Here is a 23,665-nt window from a genome sequence, read left to right as displayed (position 1 = left end):
ATGGAGACCGTCCTGATCGAGGGGGACATCACCGCGCAGCAGGTCGACGCCGTCGTCAACGCGGCCAACTCCTCGCTGCTCGGCGGCGGGGGCGTGGACGGCGCGATCCACCGCAAGGGTGGACCGGCCATCCTGGAGGAGTGCCGGGCACTCCGCGCCTCCCGCTACGGCCGAGGACTGCCCACCGGCCAGGCGGTCGCCACCACCGCCGGCCACCTGCCGGCCCGCTGGGTGGTGCACACCGTCGGTCCGGTCTTCTCCCCGCGCGAGGACCGGTCGGCGCTGCTGCGCGACTGCTACGCCAACAGCCTCCGGGTCGCCGACGACCTGGGAGCCCTGAGCGTCGCCTTCCCGTTGATCTCCGCCGGCATCTACGGCTGGCCGGTCGAGGACGCGGTGGCGCAGGCGCTGGCCGTGCTGCACGCGGCCACCCCGGTGAACGTCACCGAGGCCCGGCTGGTGCTCTTCGGCGCGGACACCTACGCGACCGCCGTCCGGGTCGCCGCCGGGGGCTGAGCCGAGCCCGCCCCGGGGCGGGCCCGACGTGGAACGCGGGTTCACCAGGTGATGCGCAGGTTCATCGCTGCCTCCCTTCGGTTCGGTGACACGCTACGGGGCAAAATTCCTGTGCTCAACCTAAATTTAGGGCGAGCATATGTATGCTCTTGGGGTGAGCGAGAGCCTGCGCGACCGCAAGAAGCGGCTGACCCGGCAGGCGATCTCCGACGTGGCGACCCGCCTGTTCCTGGCCCGCGGCTACGAGCAGGTCACCATCGCCGAGATCGCCGAGGCGGCGGGGGTCGCGAAGATGACCGTGACGAACTACTTCCCGCGCAAGGAGGACCTGGCCCTCGACGTCGCCGACGACTTCGTTGCCCTGCTGGCGGCGGCCGTCGCCGACCGGCCCGCCGGGGAGCGGGTGCTGGCTGCGCTCCAGCGGCGGTACGCCGAAGCGGTGGCCCGGCGGGACGCCCTGGTCGGTTTCGCGGGGGAGCCGTTCGTCCGGCTGATCCAGGACAGCCCGGCGCTCTCCGCCCGCCTGCGCGAGCTGCACGAGCTGCGCGAACGAGCCCTTGCCGCCCGGCTCGCCGACGAACGCGGAACCGGTGCGGAGGACCTGCCCGTGCGGGTGCTGGCCGCGCAACTCGCCGGGGCCTACCGGGTGCTGTTCGACGAGGCGTTCCGGCTGATCCGGGCCGGGCACGGCGAGGACGAGGTGCAAGCGGCCCTGGCCGAGGCCGGATCCCGCACATTCGCGCAGCTGGCCGCCGGCCTCGACCGGAGCTGACGAGAGGAGCACATGTCCACCCCGTTGCGGCTGATGGCCGTCCACGCCCACCCCGACGACGAATCCAGCAAGGGCGCTGCCACCCTGGCCCGGTACGCCGCCGAGGGGGTGGACGTGCTGGTGGTGACCTGCACCGGCGGAGAGCGCGGCGACATCCTCAACCCGGCTGTGGACCGCCCGGAGGTCCGCGCCGACCTGGCCCGGGTTCGCGCCTCGGAGATGGCCGCCGCCGCGGCCGTGCTCGGCGTGCGGCAGCGGTTCCTGGGCTTCGTCGACTCCGGACTGCCCGCCGACGGGGCCGAGTTACCCGCCGACGCGTTCGCCCGGCTCCCGCTCGCCGTGGCGGCGGCCCCCCTGGTGGCGCTGGTCCGCGAGTTCCGGCCCCAGGTGATCGTCAGCTATGACCCCAGCGGCGGCTACCCGCACCCCGACCACCTGCTGACCCATCGGGTGACCCGGCACGCCTTCGACGCCGCCGCCGACCCCGTCGCGTATCGGGGAAGCGGCCCGGCCTGGGCGGCGGCGAAGCTCTACTACCTGGTCTCGTTCAGTCGGTCCTGGTTCCGGGCCCTGCACGACGCCACTCGCGCCGCCGGGCTGCCCTCGGCCATGGCGGAGGTGCTGCGGGAGCTGCCCGAGGACCTGCCCGAGCCCCGGGTGACGACCCGGGTGGAGTGCGCCCGGTACTTCGCCACCCGCGACCGGGCGCTGCGGGCGCACACCACCCAGGTGGACCCGGCCCACCCGTTCTTCGCCCACTCCCGCGAGATCGAGCGGATGGCCTGGCCCACCGAGGACTACGAGCTGGCCAAGGCCCGGGTGCCGGTCTCGCTGCCGGAGGACGACCTCTTCGCCGGCCTCAGGTGAGGTCGCGCAGGCAGGACCACTGGGCGGCCACCGGCCGGTAGCCGAGCCGGGCGTTGATCGCCAGCATCGGCGCGTTCGCCTCGTCGTTCGAGGTGTACGCGGTGCGTACCCCGGAGGTCGCGGCCCGGTGCAGTGCGGCCTGCTTCGCCAGCCGGGCCAGGCCGCGCCCGCGGTGTCCGGGGACCGTGCCGGTGAAGTCCGACCACATCCGGTCGCCGTCCCGCTTGACCAGGCTGATGGCGACCAGCGTGCCGTCCACCTCGGCCACCGTGCTGGCGTCCCGATCCAGGCCCACGTTCTCCCAGACCTCGTGGTGCCAGATGTCGTAGCCCAGCGCGTCCGTCGGGACGTCGCCCGGCTCGTCCATCGACGACTCGGCGTCCACCCGGTGGATCCGGCGCGGGTCCACCTCGGTGGCCGTGAGAAGCCGCACGCCGCGCGGCGGCTCGGGCATCGGCGGGGCGGGCCGGAGGTCGAGCGCGGAGTAGCGCAGCTCGCGACTGGGTGTGAAACCGTGCCGCCGGGCGAACGGCAGGGAGTCGGGCTGGGACCAGGTGAGCAGCCGTTTCGCACCGATCAGGCGCAGGTGGCCGAGCGCGGCGTCCAGGAGGGCCGTGCCGAGTCCCCGGAGCCGGTGCGCCGGGTGGACGTGCAGGGTCGAGATCTCCCCGACGTTCGCCGCCGACGTGTGGCTGTTCCGGTACGCCGACACCCAGCCGACCACCTGCCCGTCCACCTCGGCCACCCAGGCCGCCCAGTCCTCGGCGGGCGGCGGCTCGGCGATCATGCGGCGGGTCGACTCGACGCCCCGCACCAGGTACGGGTGGACGACGGTGCGCAGCGCCACGACACCGGGCGCGTCCTCGGGGCGGGCACGTCTGATCAGGTCCTCGGTCATCCGGCCGACCCTAGGGCCGTCGCCCCTCCACCCGCGACGGGTTTATCGGGGCGGGTCGGCTCAGCCCATCTCCGCCCGGACCGCGGCGACCGCCTCGACCTCGACGAGCTGGTCCGGGTAGCCGAGCACGGCCACCCCGAGCAGCGTGCTGGGTGGATCGTGGTCGCCGAACGCGTCCCGGACGACCTGCCAGACGGACACCAGGTCGGTGCGGTCGCCGCTGGCCACGTAGACGGTGGTCTTGACGACATCGCCGAGCCGGGCGCCGGCGGCGACCAGTGCGGTCTCCAGGTTGGCCATCACCTGCCGGGCCTGGGCGGCGGGGTCGCCCGGCGCGACCGTCCGCCCCTCGGCGTCCAGCGGGCAGGCCCCGGCCGTGAAGATCAACCGCGCGGGCTGCGCGACCTCGGCCGCGTAGGCGTACTCGGCGACGTCGGAGAGCTGGGGCGCGCGGATCAGGCGCACGATGCCGGTCACCGGGCGACCGTAGCGCCGGTCGCCCCGGCCCGCGACGCAATACGCGGCCGCTCGCGGTCGGAAACTCTGGAGGTGAGCAGCTGCGATACCTTGCCGACCACGGAGTTCTGGAGGGGAGGCGCTGATGGAACCGCCCGAGCGGCCCGACATCAGACTCACCTTGTCCAGGGAGCAGGCCCTGGTGCTGTCCGACTGGCTGGACCGGCGGATGTCGGAGAAGGACTTCGCCGCCCTGGTCGACGACCGCGCGGTCTGGTCGCCGCTGCTCAAGCTGGCCGGCAGCCTGGAGACGCAATTGGCGGAGATCTTCGCCGCCAACTACAGCCAGCTGCTGGACGATGCGCGGCAGCGACTGCTGCCGGCCCTGGGTGAGTTCGGGCTGCCGGAAGGCGACGACTCGGCGGACTGATGTCTTGCGCTGGTGTTCCACACGTATGACGGAAGAGCGGATCAGGCGGATTCGCGGACCACCAGCTCGGTGGGGAGCATCAGGGCCTGCTCGACCTGCTCGCCCGCCGCGATCCGGAGCAGCTGCCGGGTCATCGCCCGTCCCAGCTCCACTATCGGCTGCTTCACGGTGGTCAGCGGCGGCTCGGTGTACGCGGCCGTCTCGATGTCGTCGAACCCGATCACCGCGACGTCGTCCGGCACCCGCCGGCCGGCCTCCCGCAGGGTGCGCAGCGCGGCGTGTGCCATCAGGTCGGACGCCGCGAACACCGCGTCCAGCTCCGGGTCGGCGGCGAGCAGTTGTCGCATGGCCGCGCTGCCCGACTCCCGGGTGAAGTCGCCGTACGCGACCAGCTCCGGCAGGCCGGCCGCGGCGACCGTCTCCCGGTAGCCGATCAGCCGTTCGATGCCGGCGACCATGTCCTGCGGCCCGGCGATGGTGGCGATCCGCCGCCGACCGTTCCCGATCAGGTGCCGGACCGCCTCGGCCACTCCGCCGACGTGGTCCACGTCGACGTACGGCACCTCGGCGCCGTCGAGGGGGCGGCCGCTGCACACCACCGGGATGCCGAGCCGGGCCAGCCGGCCCGGGAGCGGGTCCTCGCCGTGTAGCGAGGCGAAGAGCACCCCGTCGACGTGCCGCCCGGTGGTGTACCGCTCGACCCGTTCGTGGCCCGCCGGCGAGCCGGCCAGCATGAGCACGAGTTGCTTGTCGGCGGCCTCCAGCTCCTGAGCCGCGCCGCGGATGATCCCCGGAAAGACCTGGTCGTCGGAGAAGACCCGGGTGGCCGCCTCGGGAAGGACCAGCGCCACCGAGTCGGTGCGCTGGGTGACCAGGCTGCGGGCGGCGAGGTTCGGGACGTACCCCAGTTCCTCGACCGCCCGGCGGACCGCCTGCTGGATCGACGCGGCGACCGTGGTGGAGCCGTTGACCACCCGGGAGACCGTGGCCCGGGACACCCCTGCCCGCTTGGCCACCGCCTCCAGGGTCGGTCGCTGTGCCGTCGTCATCCCCGTCACCACCACCTCGTCACAGCCCGTTCCGGGAGATCACCCCCTGGTGCCAACGGGCATTTTCCTTCGGTGTGCGCCGCTGGGTCAGGTAGTCGACGTGGACGATCCCGAACCGCTTCCGGTAGCCCTCGGCCCATTCGAAGTTGTCCAGCAACGACCATACGAGATAACCGCGCAGGTCGACGCCGCGGGCGACGGCCTGCAGCGCGGTCACGCCTTGACCGCGCCTTCCATGATCCCGCCGATGATCTGGCGGCCGAACACCACGAACACCAGCAGCAGGGGCAGGGTGGCGATGGCCGTTCCGGTGAACACCTGCGACATGTCCTGGTAGTAGCCGTCGGACAGGGCCCGCAGCGACAGCTGCACGGTCGGGTTCTCCGGATCGTTGAGCACCGCGTACGGCCAGAGGAAGTCGTTCCAGGTGGTCATGAAGGTGAGCAGGCCGAGCACCGCGGCGGCCGGCCGCAGCGCCGGGAGCACCACGTTCCAGTAGATCCGCGCGGTGTTGCAGCCGTCCATCCGCGCCGCCTCGATCAGCTCGGTGCTGACCGCCTGGCCGGCGTACTGGCGCATCATGAACACGCCGAAGCCGGTGACCAGCGCCGGCACGATGACCGCCGGCAACCGGTCGTTCCAGTTCAGCTTGGTCATCAGCAGGTAGAGCGGGATCACGCCGAGCTGGGCGGGCACCATCATCGTGGCCACGATGACCAGCAGCAGCGCGTTGCGCCCGCGGAAGCGCAGCTTGGCGAAGGCGAACCCGGCCAGGGTGGAGAAGAAGACCACGGAGACGGTGACCGTGCCGGCCACGATCGCCGAGTTGATCAGGCCGGTGAGGAAGTACGCGTCGGTGTTGGCGAAGAGCCGGGCGATGTTGGCGCCGAGGTTGCCGCCCGGGGTGACCGGGGGCGGGACCTGGCCCATGGCGTCGCTGGTCCGGCTGGCCACCACGAACATCCAGTAGATCGGGAAGATCGACATCAGCGCCGTGAGGGTGAGCGCCAGGTAGGTGAGCCGGCCGGCCGACCAGAGGCGGGTCATCGGGGGTCCTCCTTGCGCGCGCCGCCGCCGAGCCGGCGAAGGAGCAGGACGTTGACGGCCGCGACCACCGCGATGAGCGCGAAGAGCAGCCAGGCGATCGCCGAGCCGTAGCCGAAGTTGTAGTGCGGCGCGAAGGCGTTCTCGAACATGTACATGGTCACCGTCTGCGACTCGCGCAGCGGCCCGCCGCGGATCGCGTTGGTGCCCGAGTTGAACAGCCGGGGCTCGGTGAAGAGCTGGAGCCCGCCGATGGTGGAGATGATGACCGCGAAGATGATCGTCGGCTTGAGCAGCGGCACGGTGATCGACCAGAACTGCCGGGCCCGGCCGGCCCCGTCGATCGCCGCGGACTCGTAGAGGTCGCGCGGGATGGCCTGCATGGCGGCCAGGAAGATCAGCGCGTTGTAGCCGGTCCACCGCCAGTCGACCATGGTGGAGATGGCCACCCAGGAGGCGAGCCGGTTGGCCTTCCAGTCGATCGCGTCGACGCCGACGTGGTCGAGCAGCCAGTTGATCATGCCGAAGTCGCGGCCGAAGAGCACCGCGAAGACGATCGCCACCGCGGCGGTGGAGGTGACGTTCGGGATCAGCACCGCCATCCGCCAGGTGGTCCGGGCCCGGAGCTGCCGGTTGAGCAGGTTGGCCAGCCAGAGCGCGAGCAGCAGTTGCGGGACCGTGGAGATGACGAAGATGCCGAGGGTGTTGACCACCGAGTGCCAGAAGTCGGGGTCGCCCAGCAGTTGGCTGTAGTTGTCGAGCCCGACGAACGGGTGCTCGGCGCCGAGCAGGTCCCAGTCGTGCAGCGAGACCCAGAAGGTGTAGGCCAGCGGGTAGATCCCGAAGACCCCGAAGAGCAGGAAGAACGGGGCGATGTAGAGGTAGGGCGAGTATCTCGTGTCGAACCGGCTGAGCCGGACGCCCCGGGAGGGGCGGGCGGCGCCGGGTGCCGGTAGGACCGGCGGGCGGGCGTCGAGCTGGACTGCCATGGCCCGGGACTCCTTTCCGTCGTGCGGGCGGCACCCGTCGCCGGGGCCGCCCGCACGCCTGGCTCGGGTTACTTGGCGGCGGCCTTCCCGGCGTTGGAGACCGCGTCGGTCCAGCCCTGCTCCGGGCTGCGCTTGCCCAGTTCCACGGTGCGCACGGCGTTCTCCACCTCGGTGCGGACGGCCTGGTTCTTCGGGCCCATGTAGACCGGCTTCAGGCTGGTGGCGCCCGCGGCGAAGATCCTGCCGACCGGGGCCGTCGAGAAGTACGCGTTGGTCGACTCGACGATCGCCGGGTCCGCCAGCGCCTGCGGGGAGGAGGGCAGCGGGCCCTTGGCCTTGAACGCGCCGATCTGCCCCTTGGCGCTGGTCAGGAACTTCGCCAGCTCGATGGCCTCGGCCTGGTGCCTGCCCTGCTTCGGCACCGCGAGGAAGGAGCCGCCCCAGTTGCCGCCGTTGCCGGGGACCTGGGCGATGTCCCACTTGCCCTTGGCGCCCGGGCCGGCGTTGCCCTCGATGACCCCGGTCATCCAGGCCGGGCAGGCGATGGTCGCGAACTTCGACTGCTTGAACGCGGAGACCCACTCCTCCGACCACGACCCGTACCGGCCCGACAGGCCGGAGTCGATGATGTCCATCGTGGTGTCGTACGCCTGCCGGACCGCGGGGTTGCTGTCGACGACCAGGTTGTTGCCGGTGTCGTAGTAGCTGTAGCCGGTGGTGTTGCCGGCGGTCTGGAGCAGGATGGTGTTGAACGTGTTCGTGGCGGCGTCGAGGAACGCGGCGCCGGTGTTCTTCGCCTTGAACTGCTCGCCGACCCTGATGTAGTCGGCCCAGGTGGGCCAGAGCTTCGAGACCGCCTCCCGCTCGGTGGGCAGGCCGGCCTTGGCGAACAGGTCCTTGCGGTAGCACATGGCCATGCCGCCGACGTCGGTGCCGAGGCCGATGAGCTGCTTGCCGTCGGCGGTGAGCCCCTGGTTCCACTTCCAGTCCAGGAAGTTGCCCTTCAGGTCGGCGGCGCCGTGGTCGAGCAGGTTGACGAAGTTCTGCGGGTTGGCCTTGTACTCGACCAGCAGGCCCTCCTCGATGGCGACGATGTCGCCCGCGCCCTTGCCCGCGGCGAGCCACTGGGTGAGCTTCGGCGAGTACTCGTCCAGGTTGCTGCCGGTGCCCCGCTCGACGATCTTCACGTCGGGGTGGCCGGCCATGTACTCCTTGTAGAGCTCCTCGTAGCCGAACTGGCCGAAGACGTCGACGGTGAGCGTGACCGGGCCACCGGCGGCGGCCTCGTCGTCACCGCCCCCGCAGGCGGTGGCGCCCAGCAGCGCGGTGGTGGCGACCAGGGCCACCGCGGCCAGGCGGCGGCGCGTGAAGGTGACCATCTCTTATCTGACCCCTCTAGGCGTATCGGGTGGTGGCGGGCGGTTCCGGAACTGAGAGAGCGCTCTCACGACAGGGTGGTGGCTGCCCCGGAACCTGTCAAGAGAGCGCTCTCAGAGCGCCCGGAAAAAGGCGGAGAGTGGCGCCCGGGTAGGAAACGCCGCTCTCCGCCCGATGTCGCGGGAAGCCTCCTGGCGGGTCAGCCCACCCGCAGCCCGCCGAGCAGGCGGCGGTCGCCCGCCACCCCGAGGGCGTCGAAGCTGATCCGGCCCATCACCGCCAGCAGCAGGTCGCTGGCGGTCCCGGTCACCTGCACCCGGGCGTGGTGGTCGTCGTGGTCGAGGATCGTCGCGGTGTCGAGCAGGGCCATCCCCTCGCCGCGTAGCCGCAGGTACCAGTCCTGGGCGGCGTCGGTGGCGGTCAGCTGGACCACCCCGTGCCACTGGCCGGGCTGGATCCGCCGACCCGCCGGCAGCCAGGTGTCCAGCACCTCGCTCACCCCGTCGGCCGCGAGCTTGGCCTCGATCGGCCCACCCGCGCCGATGGCGAGCTGGGCGTCCCAGCGGTGCACCGCGGTCTCGTGCGCCATCCGGCGCGGCCAGAAGGCCGCCTTCTTCGGCTGCGGGGCGAAGTTCCAGGCGGGAGCCTCCGGGTCCAGCGCCTCGAAGAGCGTGAGCAGCCGCTCGTACTCCTGGCCGTACCACTGGGCCGGGGTCAGGCCGGCCGGCGGCTCGGGGTCGTGCCGCTCGGGGCGGCTGGTCGTCCCGGCGGTCACCACCGTGCGCGCCCAGACGTAGACCCGGGTGAGGTGGTGGGCGAGGTGCGAGACCGTCCAGCCGGGACAGGACAGCACCGGTGTCTCGGGGGGTGCCTCCGCGACGGCGGCGGCGAAGGCGGGGCCCTCCATCCGCAACGCGCCGATCCAGAAGTCCTTCGTGCCGTGCAGTCTGCTCATCGCCATCCTCCCGGGGGTGACCGGGCCACCAGTGGGTGCCGCGGCTACCCCTCAGCCTAGGGTGAGAGGCGTGTCAGACGTCTACGCCGAACCGACGACCGGAGCAGACCCCACCGACCCGGCCACCCTGGCGCGCTACACCACGCTGCGCCTGGGCGGCCCCGCCGGACGGCTGGAGATCGCCACCAGCGCCGACGACATCGTCCGCGAGGTGCAGGAGGCGGAGGCGCGCGAGCAGGCCGTCCTCCTGCTCGCCGGCGGCAGCAACGTGGTGATCGGCGACCAGGGCTTCCCCGGCACCGTCGTGCTGATCCGCTCCCGGGGCTTCCGGGTCGTCGCCGAGGACGCCGACACCGTCACCGTACGGGTCGAGGCCGGCGAGCCCTGGGACGACCTCGTCGGCGCCACCGTCGAGCGTGGCTGGTCGGGGCTGGAGTGCCTCTCCGGCATCCCCGGCTCGGCCGGCGCCACCCCGATCCAGAACGTCGGCGCGTACGGCCAGGAGGTGGCCGAGACGATCACCGCGGTCGAGGCGTACGACCGGACCCACCGCACCGTGGTCCGGATCGCGGCGGCCGACTGCGGGTTCGCCTACCGGGGCAGCATCTTCAAGTACAGCGACCGCTGGGTCGTGCTGTCGGTCGACTTCCGGCTCACCCGCTCGCCGCTCTCCGGTCCGGTGCGCTACGCCGAACTGGCCCGGGCGCTCGGTGTCGAGGTGGGCGACCGGGTGCCGCTGGCCGACGCCCGGGCCACCGTGCGGCGGCTGCGCGCCGGCAAGGGCATGGTGCTCGACCCGCAGGACCCGGACACCTGGTCGGTGGGCTCGTTCTTCACCAACCCGGTGCTGGAGCGGGAGGCGTACGAGCTGCTCCGGGAGCGCGCCGCCGACCTGGGCGAGCCGCCGTCCTGGCCGTGCCCGGGAGACACGGTAAAGGTGAGCGCCGCCTGGCTGATCGACAAGGCCGGCTTCGGCAAGGGGCACACCGGCCCCGAGGGCGTCGCCATCTCCACCAAGCACACCCTGGCCCTGACCAACCGCACCGGCACCGCGAGCACGGCCGCCCTGGTCGCCCTGGCCCGCGACATCCGCGACGGGGTCCACGCCCGCTTCGGGGTGACCCTCCACCCCGAACCCGTCCTCATCAACTGCACAATCTGACCCCCGGGTCCCACCCTCACCCACGCCCCTCAACCCGGTGATCATGAGGTTAGCGGCGACAAATCGGACAGAAGTTGGCGTTAACTTCATGATCAACGGGGATGGCGCGGGCCGGGCGGCGGCGGGGCGGGCGGCGGCCGGGCGGGCTGGGTCAGGTGGGGGCGACTGTGGGCCAGGGGACAGTGAGTTCGCCGAGGCGCCAGCGGCGGGGGCGGTCCAGGACGGGCCAGCCGGCCTCCTTCACCGCGGCGACCGCGCGGGTCCAGCGGTCGCGGGGGCCGAAGGGGGCGTAGCCGGCGGTGGACCGCCAGGCGCTCTGCAGGGCCTCGATCAGGTCGTGGATCGGCTCGCCGGGGACGTTGCGGTGGATGAGCGCCTTGGGCAGCCGCTCGGCCAGCTCGGCCGGGCTGGCCAGGGTGGTGAGCTTCGCGGCCAGGGTCAGCGTGCGCGGGCCGGTGGCGTCGAGCAGCACCCAGCCGCCGAGCCGCCCCAGCTCGTCGCAGGTCCCCTCGACCAGCAGGCCGCCCGGGGCGAGCCGCCCGGTGACCGTACGCCAGGCGTCGGCCACCTCGCCCTCGTCGTACTGCCGCAGCACGTTGAACGCGCGGACCAGGGCGGGGCGGAGCCCGGCCAGTTCGAAGCCGCCCCGGGCGAAGGTGAGCCCGGGCGGGTCGGCGGCCGGCTGGGCGGCGGCCACGCGTACCGGATCGATCTCCAGCCCGACCACCCGGACGTCGGCGCGGACCGCGGCCGCGAGCCGGGCCCGCAGCTCGACGGCGGTGACCGGGGTGGCGCCGTAGCCCAGGTCGACCACGAGGGGGTCGGCGGCGGCGCGCAGCGCGTCGCCGCAGGTCGCGACGATCCAGTTGTCCACCCGCCGGAGCCGGTTCGGATTCGTCGTGCCCCGGGTGACCACCCCGAGCGGCCGGACCATCAGGCGGTCCGGTGCACCTTGTGCTGGGCGGCCTGGGCCAGCGGGCGGACCACGAGCTGGTCGATGTTGACGTGGTGCGGGCGGGTGGCGCACCAGGCGACGCAGTCGGCCACATCCTCGGCGACCAGCGGCTCGGCCACCCCGGCATAGACGGCGGCGGCCCGGTCGGCGTCGCCGCCGAACCGGACGAGGCCGAACTCCTCGGTCTTCACCATGCCGGGGTCGATCTCGATGACCCGGACCGGCCGGCCGCACAACTCCAGCCGGAGCGTGCCGGCGATCGCGGTCTGCGCGTGCTTGGCCGCCGCGTAGCCGCCACCGCCCTCGTAGACGACGTGCCCGGCGGTGGAGCTGACGATCACCACGGTGCCGGCGCCGGAGGACTCCAGCGCGGGCAGCAGCGCCTTGGTGACCCGGAGCGTGCCGAGCACGTTGACGTCGTACATCCACTGCCAGTCGCTGACGTCGGCGGACTCCACCGGGTCCAGCCCGCGCGCCCCGCCGGCGTTGTTCACCAGCAGGGTGACCGGGCCGGGAGCGGCGGCGGCCGCGGCGGCCAGGCCGGCGACCGACTCCTCCGAGGTCACGTCGCACTCCACCGCGGTGGCCGCGCCGCCGGCCGCCTCGATCTCGGCGACCAGGCCGGCCAGCCGGTCGGTACGCCGCGCGGCGGCGAGCACGTGGAAACCCTCGGCGGCCAGCCGGCGGGCGGTGGCCGCGCCGATCCCGCTGGACGCCCCGGTGATGATGGCGACTGAGGTCATCCGGTCATTCTCACCCGGCGCCCCGCTCCACGCGGTGATGAGGTCCGTCACGCCCGGGACCCGCCGGGGCGCATTTCCGAACCCCGATGGGGAAGATGACATCCGGCGCGGAGGTTGACCGAGATGCGCCGGTCGTGCGGGACGGCATCAACCGTGACAGAGGGAGCGGACGTGGCGGATTTGCACACCGGTGTCGGTCGTCAGCGAGGTGCCCTGCCGTGGCCGAGGCCGCGCCGGATCGCCACCCTCTCCGTGCACACCTCGCCGCTGCACCAGCCCGGCACGGGCGACGCCGGCGGCATGAACGTCTACATCCTGGAGGTCGCCCGGCGGCTGGCCGAGGCCGACGTCGAGGTGGAGATCTTCACCCGGGCCACCTCCGGCGACCTGCCGCCGGTGGTCGAGATGGCGCCCGGGGTGAGCGTCCGGCACGTGACGGCGGGCCCGCTCGAAGGGCTGACCAAGGAGGAGCTGCCCGGCCAGCTCTGCGCGTTCACCGCCGGGGTGCTCCGCGCCGAGGCGGCCCGCCCGCCGGGTCACTACGACCTGATCCACTCGCACTACTGGCTCTCCGGGCAGGTGGGCTGGCTGGCCAAGGAGCGCTGGGGCGTCCCGCTGGTGCACACCGCGCACACCCTGGCGAAGGTCAAGAACGCTCAGCTCGCCGCCGGAGACCGGCCCGAGCCCAAGGCGCGCGTGATCGGCGAGGAGCAGGTGGTCGCCGAGGCCGACCGGCTGGTCGCCAACACCCGGGTCGAGGCGCACGACCTGATCGGCCGGTACGACGCCGAGCCCGCCCGGGTGGCCGTGGTGGAGCCCGGCGTGGACCTGGACCGGTTCCGCCCCGCCCCCGGTGACCGGGACGCGGCTGTCCTGGCGGCCCGCCGCCGCCTCGGCCTGCCGACCAGCGGCTACGTGGTGGCCTTCGTCGGCCGGATCCAGCCGCTCAAGGCCCCGGACGTGCTGGTCCGGGCTGTCGCGGCGTTGCGCGAGCGGGAGCCCGCGCTGGCCGACGAGGTGACCGTGGTGATCTGTGGCGGCCCGAGTGGCAGCGGGCTGGACCGTCCCACCGCCCTGATCGAGCTGGCCGCCTCGCTGGGGGTCGCCGACCGGGTGCGGTTCCTCCCGCCGCAGACCGGCGACAACCTGCCCGCCCTCTACCGCGCGGCCGACCTCGTCGCGGTGCCCTCGTACAACGAGTCGTTCGGGCTGGTCGCGCTGGAGGCCCAGGCCTGCGGCACGCCGGTGCTGGCGGCCGCCGTGGGCGGGCTGGTCACCGCGGTCCGGGACGGCGTCAGCGGGGTGCTCATCGACGGCCACGACCCGGTCGACTGGGCCCGGGCGCTGGCCCGCCTGCTGCCCGAGCGGCTGCGCCGGGCCACCCTGGCCCGGGGCGCCGAACGGCACGCCCTCGCCTTCTCCTGGAACCGCACCGTCTCCGGCCTGCTCACCGTCTACGGCGAGGCGATGGCCGAGCACCGGGCCCGGCTGGCCGGCCGGCTCGGCGACCCCGCGCTCACCTGCTCCTGGTGAGCGGCGGCCTTCGGGGGCCGGCCGTAGAGTGGGTGCGATGAGCCGCAGGAGTGAGGTCGCCGCGCTGATCGAGGCCGTCTGCGCCGACCGCGAGCTGGAGTGGGAATCCACCGGCGAGACATCGTACGCGGTCACCCTGCCGGGGACCCACAAGCTCAAGACGATCTGCAACCTGATCGTCGGCGAGCACGCGCTGCGGGTCGAGGCGTTCGTGATGCGCCAGCCCGACGAGCGCCGCGAGGAACTCTGGGCCTGGCTGCTCCAGCGCAACGCCCGGATGTACGGCGTCTCCTTCTCCATCGACGCGGTCGGCGACGTCTACCTGACCGGTCGGGTCAACCTGGCCGGGGTCGACGCCGACGAACTGGACCGCCTGCTCGGGTCCGTGCTGACCTACGCCGACGAGTCCTTCGACAGCATGCTGGAGATCGGCTTCGGCACCGCCATCCGCCGGGAGTGGGAGTGGCGGGTCAAGCGGGGCGAGTCGACGGCCAATCTGGCGGCGTTCGCTCACCTCTTCGAACCCTCGACCTCGGCCGGCCCGGCCGCCGGAGGTTCGGCGCCGTCCTGACGGGTATGCCGCACCGCGCGGTGCGGCATTTGGGACCCACCGCGGGCCGAGGACGGACTGTCGAGGAGCGTGTCCCATGGCTCAGCGCAACAGCTCAAGTCGCGGCACGACTGCGACCAAACGCCAGCCGGGCAATCAGACGGCGAACACCCCGGGGATCTCCGAATCCGAGATCTCCCGGATGAAGGTCGACGACATTCGAGGTCAGCTGCGCCGGCGCGGGATCTCCGGTACCTCCGCCATGCGCAAGCCGGACCTGGTGAAGACCCTGGTCCGGTCGCTGCGCTCGGAGGGTCGCGGCGGCGCGGCGCGGAAGAGCACCGGCCCGGCCGGCCGGGCGCCGGCGACGAAGCGGACGACCGCGGCGAAGAAGACCACCGCGGCGAAGAAGACGACGGCGGCACGCAAGACCGCGCCGTCCCGGGCCAAGGCCGCGCCGGCGGCGAAGGCCACGGGCGCCCGCGCCAAGGCGGCGCCGGCGAAGAAGGCGGCGGGTACTCGGGCCAAGGCGGCGCCCGCGAAGAAGACGGTGGGTGCCCGGGCCAAGGCCGCGCCGGCGAAGAAGACGGTGGGGGCCCGGGCCAAGGCGGCGCCGGCGAAGAAGGCGGCGGGTACTCGGGCCAAGGCGGCGCCCGCGAAGAAGACGGCGGGTGCCTGGGCCAAGGCCGCGCCCGCGAAGAAGGCGGCCGGCGGCCGGGCCAAGGCCGCGCCGGCGAAGAAGGCCGTGGGCGGCGCGGGGCCGTCCCGGGGCGGGGGTACGGCGGCGACGGCCACGTCGGTCCGGAGCGGCCGGTCGGCCTCCCGGTCGGTTAGTTCGTCCCAGCAGATCACGTCGCTAGACGATCGTCCGGAGCGTCCCGGGCGGAGCCTGGTGACGACCAACCACGAGGTCATCCAGCGGTGGGCCCGGGCCCGCAACGCAAAGCCGGCCACCATCGCCGGAACCGAGCGGGACGACCGTCCCGGGGTGCTGACGTTCAACATCCCCGGATACCGGGAGAGCAGCCGGATCCGCGAGGTGAGCTGGGACGACTGGTTCCGGACGTTCGACCTGCGGGGGCTAAACCTGATCTACCAGGAGCAGATGCGGGACGGCCGGCAGAGCAACTTCTTCCGGACTGAGAACCCGAATCGCGAGGACGCCTGAGGTTTAGGGGAATGGCCGGCGGGAACCCGCTGTTGGCCAACGAAGAGACCGGAGCAGGGACAGCCGGATTTCCGACACGGACGCTGTGACGGGCAAGACAGCGATCTGGGTTGAATCCGGAATCCGGGCGAACTAACTTTATTGCACCGCGCCACGCTTGGAATCGTTCGGGGGAGCGGCGGATCGATCAGATCCGCGCAAGCGAGGCGCGAGGGATCGGGTGGATCACACCGTTGGGGGACGGTGCCACCCGTGGAACCGGCGGCGCGAGCGGGCGACGCTTACGGGGGTGAGGGTCGCCCGCCGCCGCCGGGTCGTACGGTGCGAGCGCCCATCACGACGGGGGTCGTGGTGGGCGCTCGACGCCGTTCCGGGGACGTTCAGCGCCCCGCCGAGACCGTCTGCGCCCGCTCCGCGGCGACCCGCAGCGCAACGACCCGGCGTTCCCGCGCCGGCCCGGCCAGCAGGTGACCGGCCGCCGCGACCAGGCCCAGGGCCCCCACTACCAGCCAGTGCCGTTCGCCGAGATGCTGGAGGCTGAGCCCGCCCAGCGCCGGCGCCACGAAGGACGCGGCCGGGAAGGTCAGGTAGAACACCGACTGGTAGCGGGCGCGCAGCTCGGGCGGGGCGAGGTCGGCGTTGATCTGCGCGTTCGGCGGCGCGGCGAGCATCTGCCCGACCGTCCACACCACGGCCGCGCCCAGGTAGAGCGGCAGGCCGTCGGCGACGGTCAGCGCTCCGAAGCCGAGCGCCATCAGCCCGGTGGAGACCGCCAGCACGGTCGACTTCCGGTAGGGCTCGATGAGCCGGGGCACGAAGAGCTGCCCGGCCACGATCAGCGCGCCGCCGAGCGCCACCACCAGCCCGTACGCCGAGGGGCGGAGCCCGTCCGCCCGCATCGCCAGCGGCATGATCGTCGAGGTCTGCATGGTGAGCACGGCCAGCAGGAAGGTCAGCCCGACGAAGGTCAGGAAGGTGCGGTCGGTCAGCGCGGTGTGCAGCCCGGGCCGTCGGCCCGCCACCGCGCGTGGGGTGACCGCCGGGCGGCGGGTGAGGGTCTCCGGCACCTTCAGCGCGATGACCACGGCCGCCGCCAGGGTGGCTGCCGCGTCGACCAGGAACAGCGCCAGGAAGCTCGCCTCGGCGAGCACCCCGGCCAGCAGCGAGGCCACCGCCATGCCCAGGTTGAACGCCCAGAACTGGAGGTTGAACGCGCGGGAGCGGCGGGCCTCCGGCACCACGTCCACGATGGCGGCGACGAACGCCGGGCTGGGCATCGAGTGCACCAGCCCGACCAGCGCGGCCAGCACGGCGATCACCGCCAGCTGCCGACTGAACGCCAGCGCCACCATGAGCCCGGCCGCGCCCAGGTGGGCGGCGAGCAGGGTGGCCCGCCGGCCCCACCGGTCGGCCAGCACCCCGCCGAGCAGCGTGCCGACCGCGCCGCCGGCCCCGTACGCCCCGACGACCAGGCCGGCCAGCGACGGCGAGGCGCCCCGGGCGGCGGTCAGGTAGAGCGACAGGAAGAGCATGGCGAAGGCGCCGGCCCGGTTGATCAGCAGGCCGGACCAGAGGTACCAGAACGTGGCGGGGAGCCCGCCGGCCGTGTCGTGCCACCAGCGCCGCAGGCCGTGCACCCGTCCTCCTGGGAAAGTTTGTTAACCGATCCGCTCTGTTGACCGTAGTGGCCCGAGCCGGCGGTTGCCGGCGTGGCGCTGGTCACCCCCCGGTCGGCGTACCTCAGGAGGTGACGCGGACTGGCTCGGCGGGTGCGGTGGCCGCGGCCTCGGCGGCCTCCGGCACCGGGGTGCGGACCACGGTCACCGGCGTGACCGGGATGCCCGGGGTGCTTAGCCGGGCCGCGCGCCGTTCCCGGGCCGGGCCGGAGACCAGGTGGGCCACCGCCATCACGGCCCCGATCACCGCGCAGCCGAGCCAGAGCGCGGTGTTGCCGGCGTGTTCACGGACCAGGCCGCCGAGGACCGGCGCGGTCGCCCCGGCGAGCTGCCAGGAGAGCGAGAAGGCGCCCTGGTACCGGCCGCGCAGCGCGGCGGGGGACAGCTCGGCGATCAGGGTGGCGTTGGACGGCGAGTTGAGCATCTCGCCGACCGTCCAGATCAGCACGGTCAGGCCGTAGAGCCAGGCGGTGTCGGCGAACGCGGTCAGCCCGAAGCCGACGCCCGTCACCAGCGCGGCGAGCGCGAGCACGTGCGAGCGGCTCCGGCCCTTGATCAGCTTGGGCACGAAGAGCTGGCCCACCACGATCAGCACCCCGTTGAGCGCGATCACCGAGCCGTACGTGGCCGGGCTCAGCCCGGAGTCGCCCATGGCGATCGGCAGCATCGAGATGTGCTGGAGGAAGACCAGCGCGGCGAACAGGTTGAGCGCCACGAAGCCCAGGAAGACCCGGTCGGTGAGGATGGTCCGCAGGGCGCCCGCGGGAGCCGCCGCGCCCTTGCTCACGGGGCCGGGCAGAGCCGACCGGGTCTCCCCGACCCGGGTGAAGATGATCAGCGCGGTGACCAGCGTGGTCGCCGCGTCGACCAGGAAGAGCAGCAGGTAGCTGGACTGGGCGGCGACGCCGGCCAGCACCGCGGCGCAGGCGAAGCCCAGGTTGATCGCCCAGTAGTTCAGCGAGAAGGCCCGCAGCCGGTCCTTCTCCGGCACCACGTCGACCATCATGGCGCCGAACGCCGGGCGGGCCGCCTCGGCGAAGGTGCCGAGCAGCAGCGCGCCCAGCGCCACCGCCCAGAGCGGCCGGGCCAGGCCGAGCGCGACCATCATGGTGGCCGCGCCGAGGTGCGCGGTGAGCAGGGTGGGCCGGCGTCCCCACCGGTCGGTCAGGGTGCCGCCGACCGTGGTGCCGACCGCGCCGCCGACGCCCCAGAGCCCGATGACCAGACCGGCCTGGGAGGCCGAGAAGTCGCGCTCCTGGGTGAGGTAGATGGCGAGGAAGACCAGGACGAACGAGCCGAGCCGGTTGATCAGGGTGCCGGTCCAGAGGTACCAGAAGGTCCTCGGTAGCCCGCCTGTGGTGTCCCGGAACCAGCCCCGTACCGTCCGCATCCCCGCGCCCCCGATTTGTAATGACCGATCTATCCCCAGCGCCTTACAACCTAGTCCCGCCCCGGAACGCCGGTCATCAGCTTTTCCACGTGGTGGTCGTCACGACCCGTCCCCGCGTGTCCGCCGAGCCGGTACGGCAGGATGATCGGCATGACTGCGAGCGAGGGGCCCACCGTCGGGACGCTGGTCCTGCTGCGGCACGGCGAGAGCGACTGGAACGCCAAGAACCTCTTCACCGGCTGGGTCGACGTCGACCTGACCACCAAGGGTGAGGCCGAGGCGCGGCGCGGCGGTGAGCTGCTGCGCGAGCACAACCTGCTGCCGGACGTGGTGCACACGAGCGTGCTGCGCCGCGCCATCCGCACCGCCGAGCTGGCGCTCAGCGCTGCCGACCGGCACTGGATCGCGGTGCGCCGGTCGTGGCGGCTCAACGAGCGCCACTACGGCGCTCTGCAGGGCAAGAACAAGAAGCAGACCCTGGACGAGTACGGCGAGGACCAGTTCATGCTCTGGCGCCGCTCGTACGACACGCCGCCGCCCCCGATCGACGACGCGGACGAGTGGTCGCAGGTCGGCGACCCCCGGTACAAGCTGCTGCCCACCGAGCTGATGCCGCGGACCGAGTGCCTGAAGGACGTCGTCGAGCGGATGCTGCCCTACTGGTACGACTCGATCGTGCCGGACGTCCTGGCCGGCCGGACGGTGCTGGTGGCGGCGCACGGCAACTCGCTGCGCGCTTTGGTCAAGCACCTCGACCAGATCTCCGACGAGGCGATCGCCAAGCTGAACATCCCCACCGGCATCCCGCTCCGCTACGACCTCGACCCCCACCTGCGCCCGCAGGTCCTCGGCGGGACCTACCTCGACCCCGACGCCGCCAAGGAGGCCGCCGCCGCGGTCGCCAACCAGGGCCGCTGACGCCGACGACGAAGGCCCCCGGGTGACCGGGGGCCTTCGTGGTGTCCGGGTCAGCTCGCCGAGGGCGCGGCCTCGCCGGTGATCAGATAGACCACGTGCTCGCCCGCGTTCACCGCGTGGTCGGCGAAGCGCTCGTAGAAGCGGCCCAGCAGGGTCGCGTCGATCGCGGTCTCCACCCCGTACGGCCAGTCGTCGCCGAGCAGCACGCCGAAGAGGCTCTTGTGCAGGTCGTCCATGGTGTCGTCGTCGCGGTCCAGCTCCGCGGCGAGGTCGGCGTCGGGCTTCGCCAGCACCGAGGCGATCTTCTCGGCCATCCGGTCGGCGATGGCGGCCATGTCGGTGAAGACCGGGCGCAGCTCGGCCGGCACCGCTGGCGAGGGGTGCCGGCGCAGCGCCGTCTTGGCCACGTGGTCGGCCAGGTCGCCCATCCGCTCCAGATCGGCGGCCACGTGCAGGGCGGTGATCATGGCGCGCAGGTCGGAGGCGACCGGGGCCTGCCGGGCCAGCAGGTCGCAGACCCGCTCCTCCACGTGCCGGTACAGCTCGTCGATCTCGGCGTCCCGCGCGATCACCGTCTCCGACGCGACGCGGTCCGCGGTGAGCAGGCCCCTGGTGGCCTGCCGCATGGCCGCCCGTACGCCCTCGGCCATGTCCACCAGCAGTTGGCTGACAATCTGCAGGTCGGCCCGGAACTCGTCGCGCATCGTCACTTCCTGGGGTCGGTGTCGCCGCCTTCGGCCGCAAGGGCCGGGTGCGGCGTGAGCAGGTGCGCGGCCCACGGTAGGCCGGGGAACCGCCGTCAAGATGAACGCGGGTGAACGACGAGGGACCCGCGAGTTAACTTTGCCGGAAGCGAGAGTGGTTCGTCCCGTTCTGACCGATCACCGGGTTAACAATGACCATACGATCGCCGGGTGGAATGGGCGGTGGCGGTCGTGGTGGCCGTGGCGCTGGCGACCGGGCTGGTCGCCGGAATCCTGCTGTCCGGACCCGTTCAGGAATGGCGGCGCCGGTCGGTGTCGCCGGGAGGCCGGTCCTCCCGCCGCAGTTCAGGGAGGCCCGCGATTCCCAAGGACCAGCAGGGCGGGCTCTCCGGGCTCGGCCGCAAGACGGTCGACGCGCTGCGCGCCGGCGTGGTGGTGCTCGACCCGGACGACGTCCCGGTGCTGGTGAACCCGGCCGCCCGTGCGCTGGGCCTGCTCCGCACCGGGGCGACACCCGGATCCATCGCCGCGCACCCGCTGATCCGTACCCTCGCCGGGCAGGTCCGCCGCACGGGCGTGCGCCGCGAGATCGAGCTGGACCTGCCGCGCGGTCGCGACACCGCGGGAGACAACCCGCTCGGCGTGCACCTGCGCGCCATGGGGCTGGGCGCCGGCTACATCTCGATCGAGGCGGCCGACGTCACCGAGTCGCACCGGCTGGCCCGGGTGCGGCGGGACTTCGTGGCCAACGTGAGCCACGAGCTGAAGACCCCAATCGGCGCCCTCCAGCTGCTCGCCGAGGCGCTGGTGGACGCCACCGAACCGGCCGGCGACGGGCCGGCCGAACTCTCTGAGGACCTGGTCGCCGCCCGGCGGTTCGCCGAGCGGATCCAGCACGAGTCGACCCGGCTCGGCCGGCTGGTGCAGGAACTGCTGGAGCTGACCCGGCTTCAGGGCGCCGAGCCGCAGCCCGCCCCAGAGCCCGTCTCGCTGGACTGGGTGATCGCCGAGGTGATCGACCGGACCCGGACCGCGGCCACCGCCCGGCACGTGGAGATCCTCGTCGAGGGGCGGCGTGGGCTCACCGCGTACGGCAGCGACAGCCAGCTCGCCACCGCGGTGGCGAATCTGGTGGAGAACGCCATCAACTACTCGGCCGAGGACACCACGGTCCGGGTGACCACCCGGGCGACGGACGAGCACGTCGAGATCGCCGTCGCCGACCAGGGCATCGGCATCGCCCCGAACGACGTCGACCGGATCTTCGAGCGGTTCTACCGGGCCGACCAGGCCCGCTCCCGGTCCACCGGGGGCACCGGCCTGGGTCTGGCCATCGTCAAACACATCGCCAGCAACCATGGCGGTCGGGTGGATGTGTCGAGCACTCTTGGTGGGGGGTCGACGTTCACCCTCCGGCTGCCCGCCCGCCCCCCGGACGACCCGGAGGCGACACTCTCCTCCGCTGAGATCGAGGCCGGCCCGGCCGAGCTCCGGCAGGTCTGACCGACAGGAAGGAAACACCCCGTTGAGCCGCGTACTGGTGGTGGAGGACGAGGAATCGTTCTCCGACGCCCTGTCCTACATGCTCCGCAAGGAGGGCTTCGAGGTCTCCGTCGCCGCGACGGGTCCCTCCGCCCTCACCGAGTTCGACCGGACCGGCGCCGACATCGTGCTGCTCGACCTGATGCTGCCCGAGATGTCGGGCACCGAGGTCTGCCGCCAGCTCCGGCAGCGGTCCCACGTGCCGATCATCATGGTCACCGCCCGGGACAGTGAGATCGACAAGGTGGTCGGCCTGGAGATCGGGGCCGACGACTACGTCACCAAGCCGTACTCGCCGCGCGAGCTGGTCGCCCGGATCCGGGCCGTGCTGCGCCGGCAGACCGCTGAGGCCGCCGAGTCCGGTGCGCCGACGCTGGCCGCCGGGCCGGTCCGGATGGACATCGAGCGGCACGTGGTGACCGTCGACGGCGGCGCCGTGCAGCTCCCGCTCAAGGAGTTCGAGCTGCTGGAGCTGCTGCTCCGCAACGCCGGCCGGGTGCTCACCCGCGGACAGCTCATCGACCGGGTCTGGGGCGCCGACTACGTGGGCGACACCAAGACGCTGGACGTGCACGTCAAGCGGCTGCGCTCCAAGGTCGAGCCGGAGCCGTCCGCCCCGCGCTACATCGTCACGGTCCGCGGCCTGGGCTACAAGTTCGAGCCGTGACCGGTCCGGCTTCGGCCCCCGCGTCCCGTTTGCGGTGATCATGAAGTTATTTCCGTCCGCACCGGCGTGTCGGGGCAACAACTTCATGATCGGCACCACGCCCGTTCCGTGATCGACTCCAGCTCGGCGGGGTGGCGGTGTCCGGGGTGCAATAAGGGACGCCAGCGCGGCGGCCTGGAGCTTCCTTGGCTACGGGTGAGGGTGCTGGGTGTAATGTCCGGTTCCCAGCGTCCATGGTGCGCTGAGTGGAACGCCATGTATGTCTCCGGGGCCCGATGACCTACATGGTGTTCCACCGGCGGTGTCGGCTTGGGCGGAGTGTCCGTTTCCGGGGTGGTCGGCGGCACTCTGACGGCGGAATGGCGGGCGGGCGGGGGTCGTTGTATCCGGGTGAACGGCTGAGGAAGACGCCCCGCCCGGCGGGGGACCGGCCCCCCGGGGCTGCCCGCCGAGGTGGGTGCGCTGAGCCCGGAATGATGGTGGGCTGCCGGTCGTTGTACATGGTCCCGGCGCGACGAAGAGGCCCCGGCCCCGCGCGCTGGATGATCCCCCAAGACTTTTTGCTCGATCCCCTCAAAGACTTTGTTGAGCGCCTGACGGTGCTTGCGGACACCGGATTGCCGACCTCCCCCGGTCGGGGTGTGCGCCAACCCCCGAATGGAGCTAACCCCCATGAACACGATGCTGCGTAAGAGCGTGCTCGGTATTGCTGGTCTGGCCTTCACCGGTGGCATCTTCGCCGGTCCGATCGCCGCCCACGCCGAGCCGGTGCACGACAGCAAGCCGGCCGCGGTGGCGGTGCAGGGTGACAAGCTGATCCCGCACGGTGTGCAGGGCGCCCAGTCGAAGATCGCTCTGAACGACGAGCAGACCGCCAACGCCAAGGCGATCATCGCCGCCACGAAGAAGGCCGGTCTCCCGAAGCGGGCCGCGGTCATCTCGATCGCCACCAGCCTGCAGGAGTCGAAGCTGGAGAACCTCGGCCACCTCGGCGACAAGAACGACCACGACTCGCTGGGCCTGTTCCAGCAGCGCCCGTCCAGCGGTTGGGGTTCGCCGGAGCAGATCACCGACCCCGAGTACTCCACGCTTGCGTTCCTGAAGGGTCTGAAGCAGGTCGACGGCTGGCAGGACATGCCGCTGACCGACGCCGCCCAGACCGTGCAGGTCTCGGCCTACCCGGACGCCTACGCCCAGTGGGAGCGGCAGGCCGCCGACATCGTCGCCCACAACTGGAACAGCTGACACAAGCAAACAACGCTGGCCGGCACCCGAACACCGGGGTGCCGGCCAGCGGCATCTTC

At 72.4% G+C, this 23,665-nt stretch carries 24 protein-coding genes and 1 pseudogene; 12 read left to right on the top strand and 13 right to left on the bottom strand.

Annotated features, from left to right (window positions below):
• The 3 genes from AC0OLQ_RS33360 to mca all read left to right on the top strand — a co-directional run bounded on the left by AC0OLQ_RS33360 (position 1) and on the right by mca (position 2,155).
• Entirely contained in the window at positions 1-516 is a 516-nt protein-coding gene (locus AC0OLQ_RS33360; protein ID WP_484529442.1) for an O-acetyl-ADP-ribose deacetylase, read from the top strand.
• 154 nt (positions 517-670) lie between these two features.
• Positions 671-1,288 (top strand): TetR/AcrR family transcriptional regulator, encoded by a 618-nt coding sequence (locus tag AC0OLQ_RS33355; RefSeq protein WP_484529441.1) that lies wholly within the window; start codon positions 671-673, stop codon positions 1,286-1,288.
• Positions 1,289-1,300: 12 nt separating this feature from the next.
• Entirely contained in the window at positions 1,301-2,155 is an 855-nt protein-coding gene (mca, locus tag AC0OLQ_RS33350) for a mycothiol conjugate amidase Mca (protein ID WP_484529440.1), read from the top strand.
• Here the strand turns inward: mca and AC0OLQ_RS33345 are convergent.
• Positions 2,148-3,053 carry a GNAT family N-acetyltransferase gene (locus AC0OLQ_RS33345; protein WP_484529439.1) on the bottom strand — a complete coding sequence of 302 codons (906 nt, stop codon included), beginning with the start codon at positions 3,051-3,053 and terminating at the stop codon, positions 2,148-2,150. The two genes, mca and AC0OLQ_RS33345, sit on opposite strands and share 8 nt — an antisense overlap.
• Positions 3,054-3,113: 60 nt before the next feature.
• Complete coding sequence (locus AC0OLQ_RS33340) at positions 3,114-3,530, bottom strand: RidA family protein (RefSeq protein ID WP_484529438.1); 417 nt, start codon at positions 3,528-3,530, stop codon at positions 3,114-3,116.
• A 124-nt stretch (positions 3,531-3,654) separates the two neighbouring features.
• Between AC0OLQ_RS33340 and AC0OLQ_RS33335 the strand changes: the two genes are divergently transcribed.
• Positions 3,655-3,939 carry a hypothetical protein gene (locus tag AC0OLQ_RS33335; protein WP_484529437.1) on the top strand — a complete coding sequence of 95 codons (285 nt, stop codon included), beginning with the start codon at positions 3,655-3,657 and terminating at the stop codon, positions 3,937-3,939.
• A 41-nt stretch (positions 3,940-3,980) separates the two neighbouring features.
• On the opposite strand, the gene AC0OLQ_RS33330 is transcribed toward AC0OLQ_RS33335, so the two are convergent.
• From AC0OLQ_RS33330 to AC0OLQ_RS33305, 6 genes and pseudogenes are all read right to left on the bottom strand, one after another.
• Positions 3,981-4,988 (bottom strand): LacI family DNA-binding transcriptional regulator, encoded by a 1,008-nt coding sequence (locus tag AC0OLQ_RS33330; RefSeq protein WP_357334508.1) that lies wholly within the window; start codon positions 4,986-4,988, stop codon positions 3,981-3,983.
• Positions 4,989-5,007: 19 nt separating this feature from the next.
• A pseudogene (locus AC0OLQ_RS33325) lies at positions 5,008-5,190 on the bottom strand (family 1 glycosylhydrolase); the annotation flags it as partial.
• Between the two features lie 11 nt (positions 5,191-5,201).
• Entirely contained in the window at positions 5,202-6,035 is an 834-nt protein-coding gene (locus tag AC0OLQ_RS33320) for a carbohydrate ABC transporter permease (protein WP_484529436.1), read from the bottom strand.
• Positions 6,032-7,021 (bottom strand): carbohydrate ABC transporter permease, encoded by a 990-nt coding sequence (locus AC0OLQ_RS33315; protein WP_484529435.1) that lies wholly within the window; start codon positions 7,019-7,021, stop codon positions 6,032-6,034. The genes AC0OLQ_RS33320 and AC0OLQ_RS33315 overlap by 4 nt, the downstream gene beginning before the upstream one ends.
• Positions 7,022-7,089: 68 nt before the next feature.
• On the bottom strand, positions 7,090-8,400 hold the full coding sequence (locus AC0OLQ_RS33310) for an ABC transporter substrate-binding protein (RefSeq protein WP_484529434.1): 1,311 nt from the start codon (positions 8,398-8,400) through the stop codon (positions 7,090-7,092).
• A 197-nt stretch (positions 8,401-8,597) separates the two neighbouring features.
• Entirely contained in the window at positions 8,598-9,353 is a 756-nt protein-coding gene (locus tag AC0OLQ_RS33305) for a maleylpyruvate isomerase family mycothiol-dependent enzyme (protein WP_357334517.1), read from the bottom strand.
• Positions 9,354-9,423: 70 nt separating this feature from the next.
• Here AC0OLQ_RS33305 and AC0OLQ_RS33300 point away from each other — a divergent pair, with 70 nt between their 5' ends.
• Complete coding sequence (locus AC0OLQ_RS33300) at positions 9,424-10,515, top strand: UDP-N-acetylmuramate dehydrogenase (protein WP_484529433.1); 1,092 nt, start codon at positions 9,424-9,426, stop codon at positions 10,513-10,515.
• Between the two features lie 151 nt (positions 10,516-10,666).
• Here the strand turns inward: AC0OLQ_RS33300 and AC0OLQ_RS33295 are convergent, their stop codons facing one another.
• Positions 10,667-11,449 (bottom strand): class I SAM-dependent methyltransferase, encoded by a 783-nt coding sequence (locus AC0OLQ_RS33295; RefSeq protein WP_484529432.1) that lies wholly within the window; start codon positions 11,447-11,449, stop codon positions 10,667-10,669.
• The gene (locus AC0OLQ_RS33290) at positions 11,449-12,213 is read right to left on the bottom strand and encodes an SDR family NAD(P)-dependent oxidoreductase (protein WP_484529431.1); all 765 of its coding nucleotides are present in this window, start codon (positions 12,211-12,213) and stop codon (positions 11,449-11,451) included. The genes AC0OLQ_RS33295 and AC0OLQ_RS33290 overlap by 1 nt, the downstream gene beginning before the upstream one ends.
• A 171-nt stretch (positions 12,214-12,384) precedes the next feature.
• Between AC0OLQ_RS33290 and mshA the strand changes: the two genes are divergently transcribed.
• The 3 genes from mshA to AC0OLQ_RS33275 all read left to right on the top strand — a co-directional run bounded on the left by mshA (position 12,385) and on the right by AC0OLQ_RS33275 (position 15,464).
• Positions 12,385-13,746 (top strand): D-inositol-3-phosphate glycosyltransferase, encoded by a 1,362-nt coding sequence (gene mshA / locus AC0OLQ_RS33285; RefSeq protein WP_484529430.1) that lies wholly within the window; start codon positions 12,385-12,387, stop codon positions 13,744-13,746.
• Positions 13,747-13,783: 37 nt separating this feature from the next.
• Positions 13,784-14,317: a type III secretion system chaperone family protein gene (locus AC0OLQ_RS33280; RefSeq protein WP_357334529.1), complete on the top strand. Its 534-nt coding sequence runs from the start codon at positions 13,784-13,786 to the stop codon at positions 14,315-14,317.
• Between the two features lie 529 nt (positions 14,318-14,846).
• Positions 14,847-15,464, top strand: coding sequence for a hypothetical protein (locus AC0OLQ_RS33275; RefSeq protein WP_484532499.1), 618 nt, complete (start codon positions 14,847-14,849; stop codon positions 15,462-15,464).
• A 380-nt stretch (positions 15,465-15,844) separates the two neighbouring features.
• Here AC0OLQ_RS33275 and AC0OLQ_RS33270 read toward each other — a convergent pair whose 3' ends face one another.
• Both AC0OLQ_RS33270 and AC0OLQ_RS33265 read right to left on the bottom strand, forming a co-directional pair.
• On the bottom strand, positions 15,845-17,101 hold the full coding sequence (locus tag AC0OLQ_RS33270; protein ID WP_484529429.1) for an MFS transporter: 1,257 nt from the start codon (positions 17,099-17,101) through the stop codon (positions 15,845-15,847).
• Positions 17,102-17,204: 103 nt separating this feature from the next.
• Positions 17,205-18,530 (bottom strand): MDR family MFS transporter, encoded by a 1,326-nt coding sequence (locus AC0OLQ_RS33265; protein ID WP_484529428.1) that lies wholly within the window; start codon positions 18,528-18,530, stop codon positions 17,205-17,207.
• A 150-nt stretch (positions 18,531-18,680) separates the two neighbouring features.
• Between AC0OLQ_RS33265 and AC0OLQ_RS33260 the strand changes: the two genes are divergently transcribed.
• Complete coding sequence (locus tag AC0OLQ_RS33260; RefSeq protein ID WP_484529427.1) at positions 18,681-19,448, top strand: phosphoglyceromutase; 768 nt, start codon at positions 18,681-18,683, stop codon at positions 19,446-19,448.
• 50 nt (positions 19,449-19,498) lie between these two features.
• Here AC0OLQ_RS33260 and phoU read toward each other — a convergent pair whose 3' ends face one another.
• Complete coding sequence (gene phoU, locus AC0OLQ_RS33255) at positions 19,499-20,152, bottom strand: phosphate signaling complex protein PhoU (RefSeq protein WP_484529426.1); 654 nt, start codon at positions 20,150-20,152, stop codon at positions 19,499-19,501.
• Positions 20,153-20,362: 210 nt separating this feature from the next.
• Here phoU and AC0OLQ_RS33250 point away from each other — a divergent pair, with 210 nt between their 5' ends.
• The 3 genes from AC0OLQ_RS33250 (at position 20,363) to AC0OLQ_RS33240 (ending at position 23,606) form a co-directional block, all read left to right on the top strand.
• Positions 20,363-21,655: a sensor histidine kinase gene (locus tag AC0OLQ_RS33250; protein WP_484529425.1), complete on the top strand. Its 1,293-nt coding sequence runs from the start codon at positions 20,363-20,365 to the stop codon at positions 21,653-21,655.
• A 22-nt stretch (positions 21,656-21,677) separates the two neighbouring features.
• Entirely contained in the window at positions 21,678-22,361 is a 684-nt protein-coding gene (locus AC0OLQ_RS33245) for a response regulator (RefSeq protein ID WP_357334545.1), read from the top strand.
• 672 nt (positions 22,362-23,033) lie between these two features.
• Complete coding sequence (locus AC0OLQ_RS33240) at positions 23,034-23,606, top strand: hypothetical protein (protein ID WP_484529424.1); 573 nt, start codon at positions 23,034-23,036, stop codon at positions 23,604-23,606.
• Positions 23,607-23,665: the final 59 nt, after the last annotated feature.

The organism is Micromonospora sp. Utrum1, from assembly GCF_057197805.1.
This window is presented reverse-complemented; position numbering and strand designations above follow the sequence as displayed.

What these genes read in the sequence shown, in the direction of transcription:
- AC0OLQ_RS33360 (WP_484529442.1), top strand. Translation starts at nt 1, where the DNA reads ATGGAGACCGTCCTGATCGAGGGGGACATCACCGCGCAGCAGGTCGAC.
- mca (WP_484529440.1), top strand. Translation starts at nt 1,301, where the DNA reads ATGTCCACCCCGTTGCGGCTGATGGCCGTCCACGCCCACCCCGACGAC.
- AC0OLQ_RS33345 (WP_484529439.1), bottom strand. Translation starts at nt 3,053, where the DNA reads ATGACCGAGGACCTGATCAGACGTGCCCGCCCCGAGGACGCGCCCGGT.
- AC0OLQ_RS33335 (WP_484529437.1), top strand. Translation starts at nt 3,655, where the DNA reads ATGGAACCGCCCGAGCGGCCCGACATCAGACTCACCTTGTCCAGGGAG.
- AC0OLQ_RS33330 (WP_357334508.1), bottom strand. Translation starts at nt 4,988, where the DNA reads ATGACGACGGCACAGCGACCGACCCTGGAGGCGGTGGCCAAGCGGGCA.
- AC0OLQ_RS33320 (WP_484529436.1), bottom strand. Translation starts at nt 6,035, where the DNA reads ATGACCCGCCTCTGGTCGGCCGGCCGGCTCACCTACCTGGCGCTCACC.
- AC0OLQ_RS33315 (WP_484529435.1), bottom strand. Translation starts at nt 7,021, where the DNA reads ATGGCAGTCCAGCTCGACGCCCGCCCGCCGGTCCTACCGGCACCCGGC.
- AC0OLQ_RS33310 (WP_484529434.1), bottom strand. Translation starts at nt 8,400, where the DNA reads ATGGTCACCTTCACGCGCCGCCGCCTGGCCGCGGTGGCCCTGGTCGCC.
- AC0OLQ_RS33305 (WP_357334517.1), bottom strand. Translation starts at nt 9,353, where the DNA reads ATGAGCAGACTGCACGGCACGAAGGACTTCTGGATCGGCGCGTTGCGG.
- AC0OLQ_RS33295 (WP_484529432.1), bottom strand. Translation starts at nt 11,449, where the DNA reads ATGGTCCGGCCGCTCGGGGTGGTCACCCGGGGCACGACGAATCCGAAC.
- AC0OLQ_RS33290 (WP_484529431.1), bottom strand. Translation starts at nt 12,213, where the DNA reads ATGACCTCAGTCGCCATCATCACCGGGGCGTCCAGCGGGATCGGCGCG.
- AC0OLQ_RS33280 (WP_357334529.1), top strand. Translation starts at nt 13,784, where the DNA reads ATGAGCCGCAGGAGTGAGGTCGCCGCGCTGATCGAGGCCGTCTGCGCC.
- AC0OLQ_RS33265 (WP_484529428.1), bottom strand. Translation starts at nt 18,530, where the DNA reads ATGCGGACGGTACGGGGCTGGTTCCGGGACACCACAGGCGGGCTACCG.
- AC0OLQ_RS33260 (WP_484529427.1), top strand. Translation starts at nt 18,681, where the DNA reads ATGACTGCGAGCGAGGGGCCCACCGTCGGGACGCTGGTCCTGCTGCGG.
- phoU (WP_484529426.1), bottom strand. Translation starts at nt 20,152, where the DNA reads ATGCGCGACGAGTTCCGGGCCGACCTGCAGATTGTCAGCCAACTGCTG.
- AC0OLQ_RS33240 (WP_484529424.1), top strand. Translation starts at nt 23,034, where the DNA reads ATGAACACGATGCTGCGTAAGAGCGTGCTCGGTATTGCTGGTCTGGCC.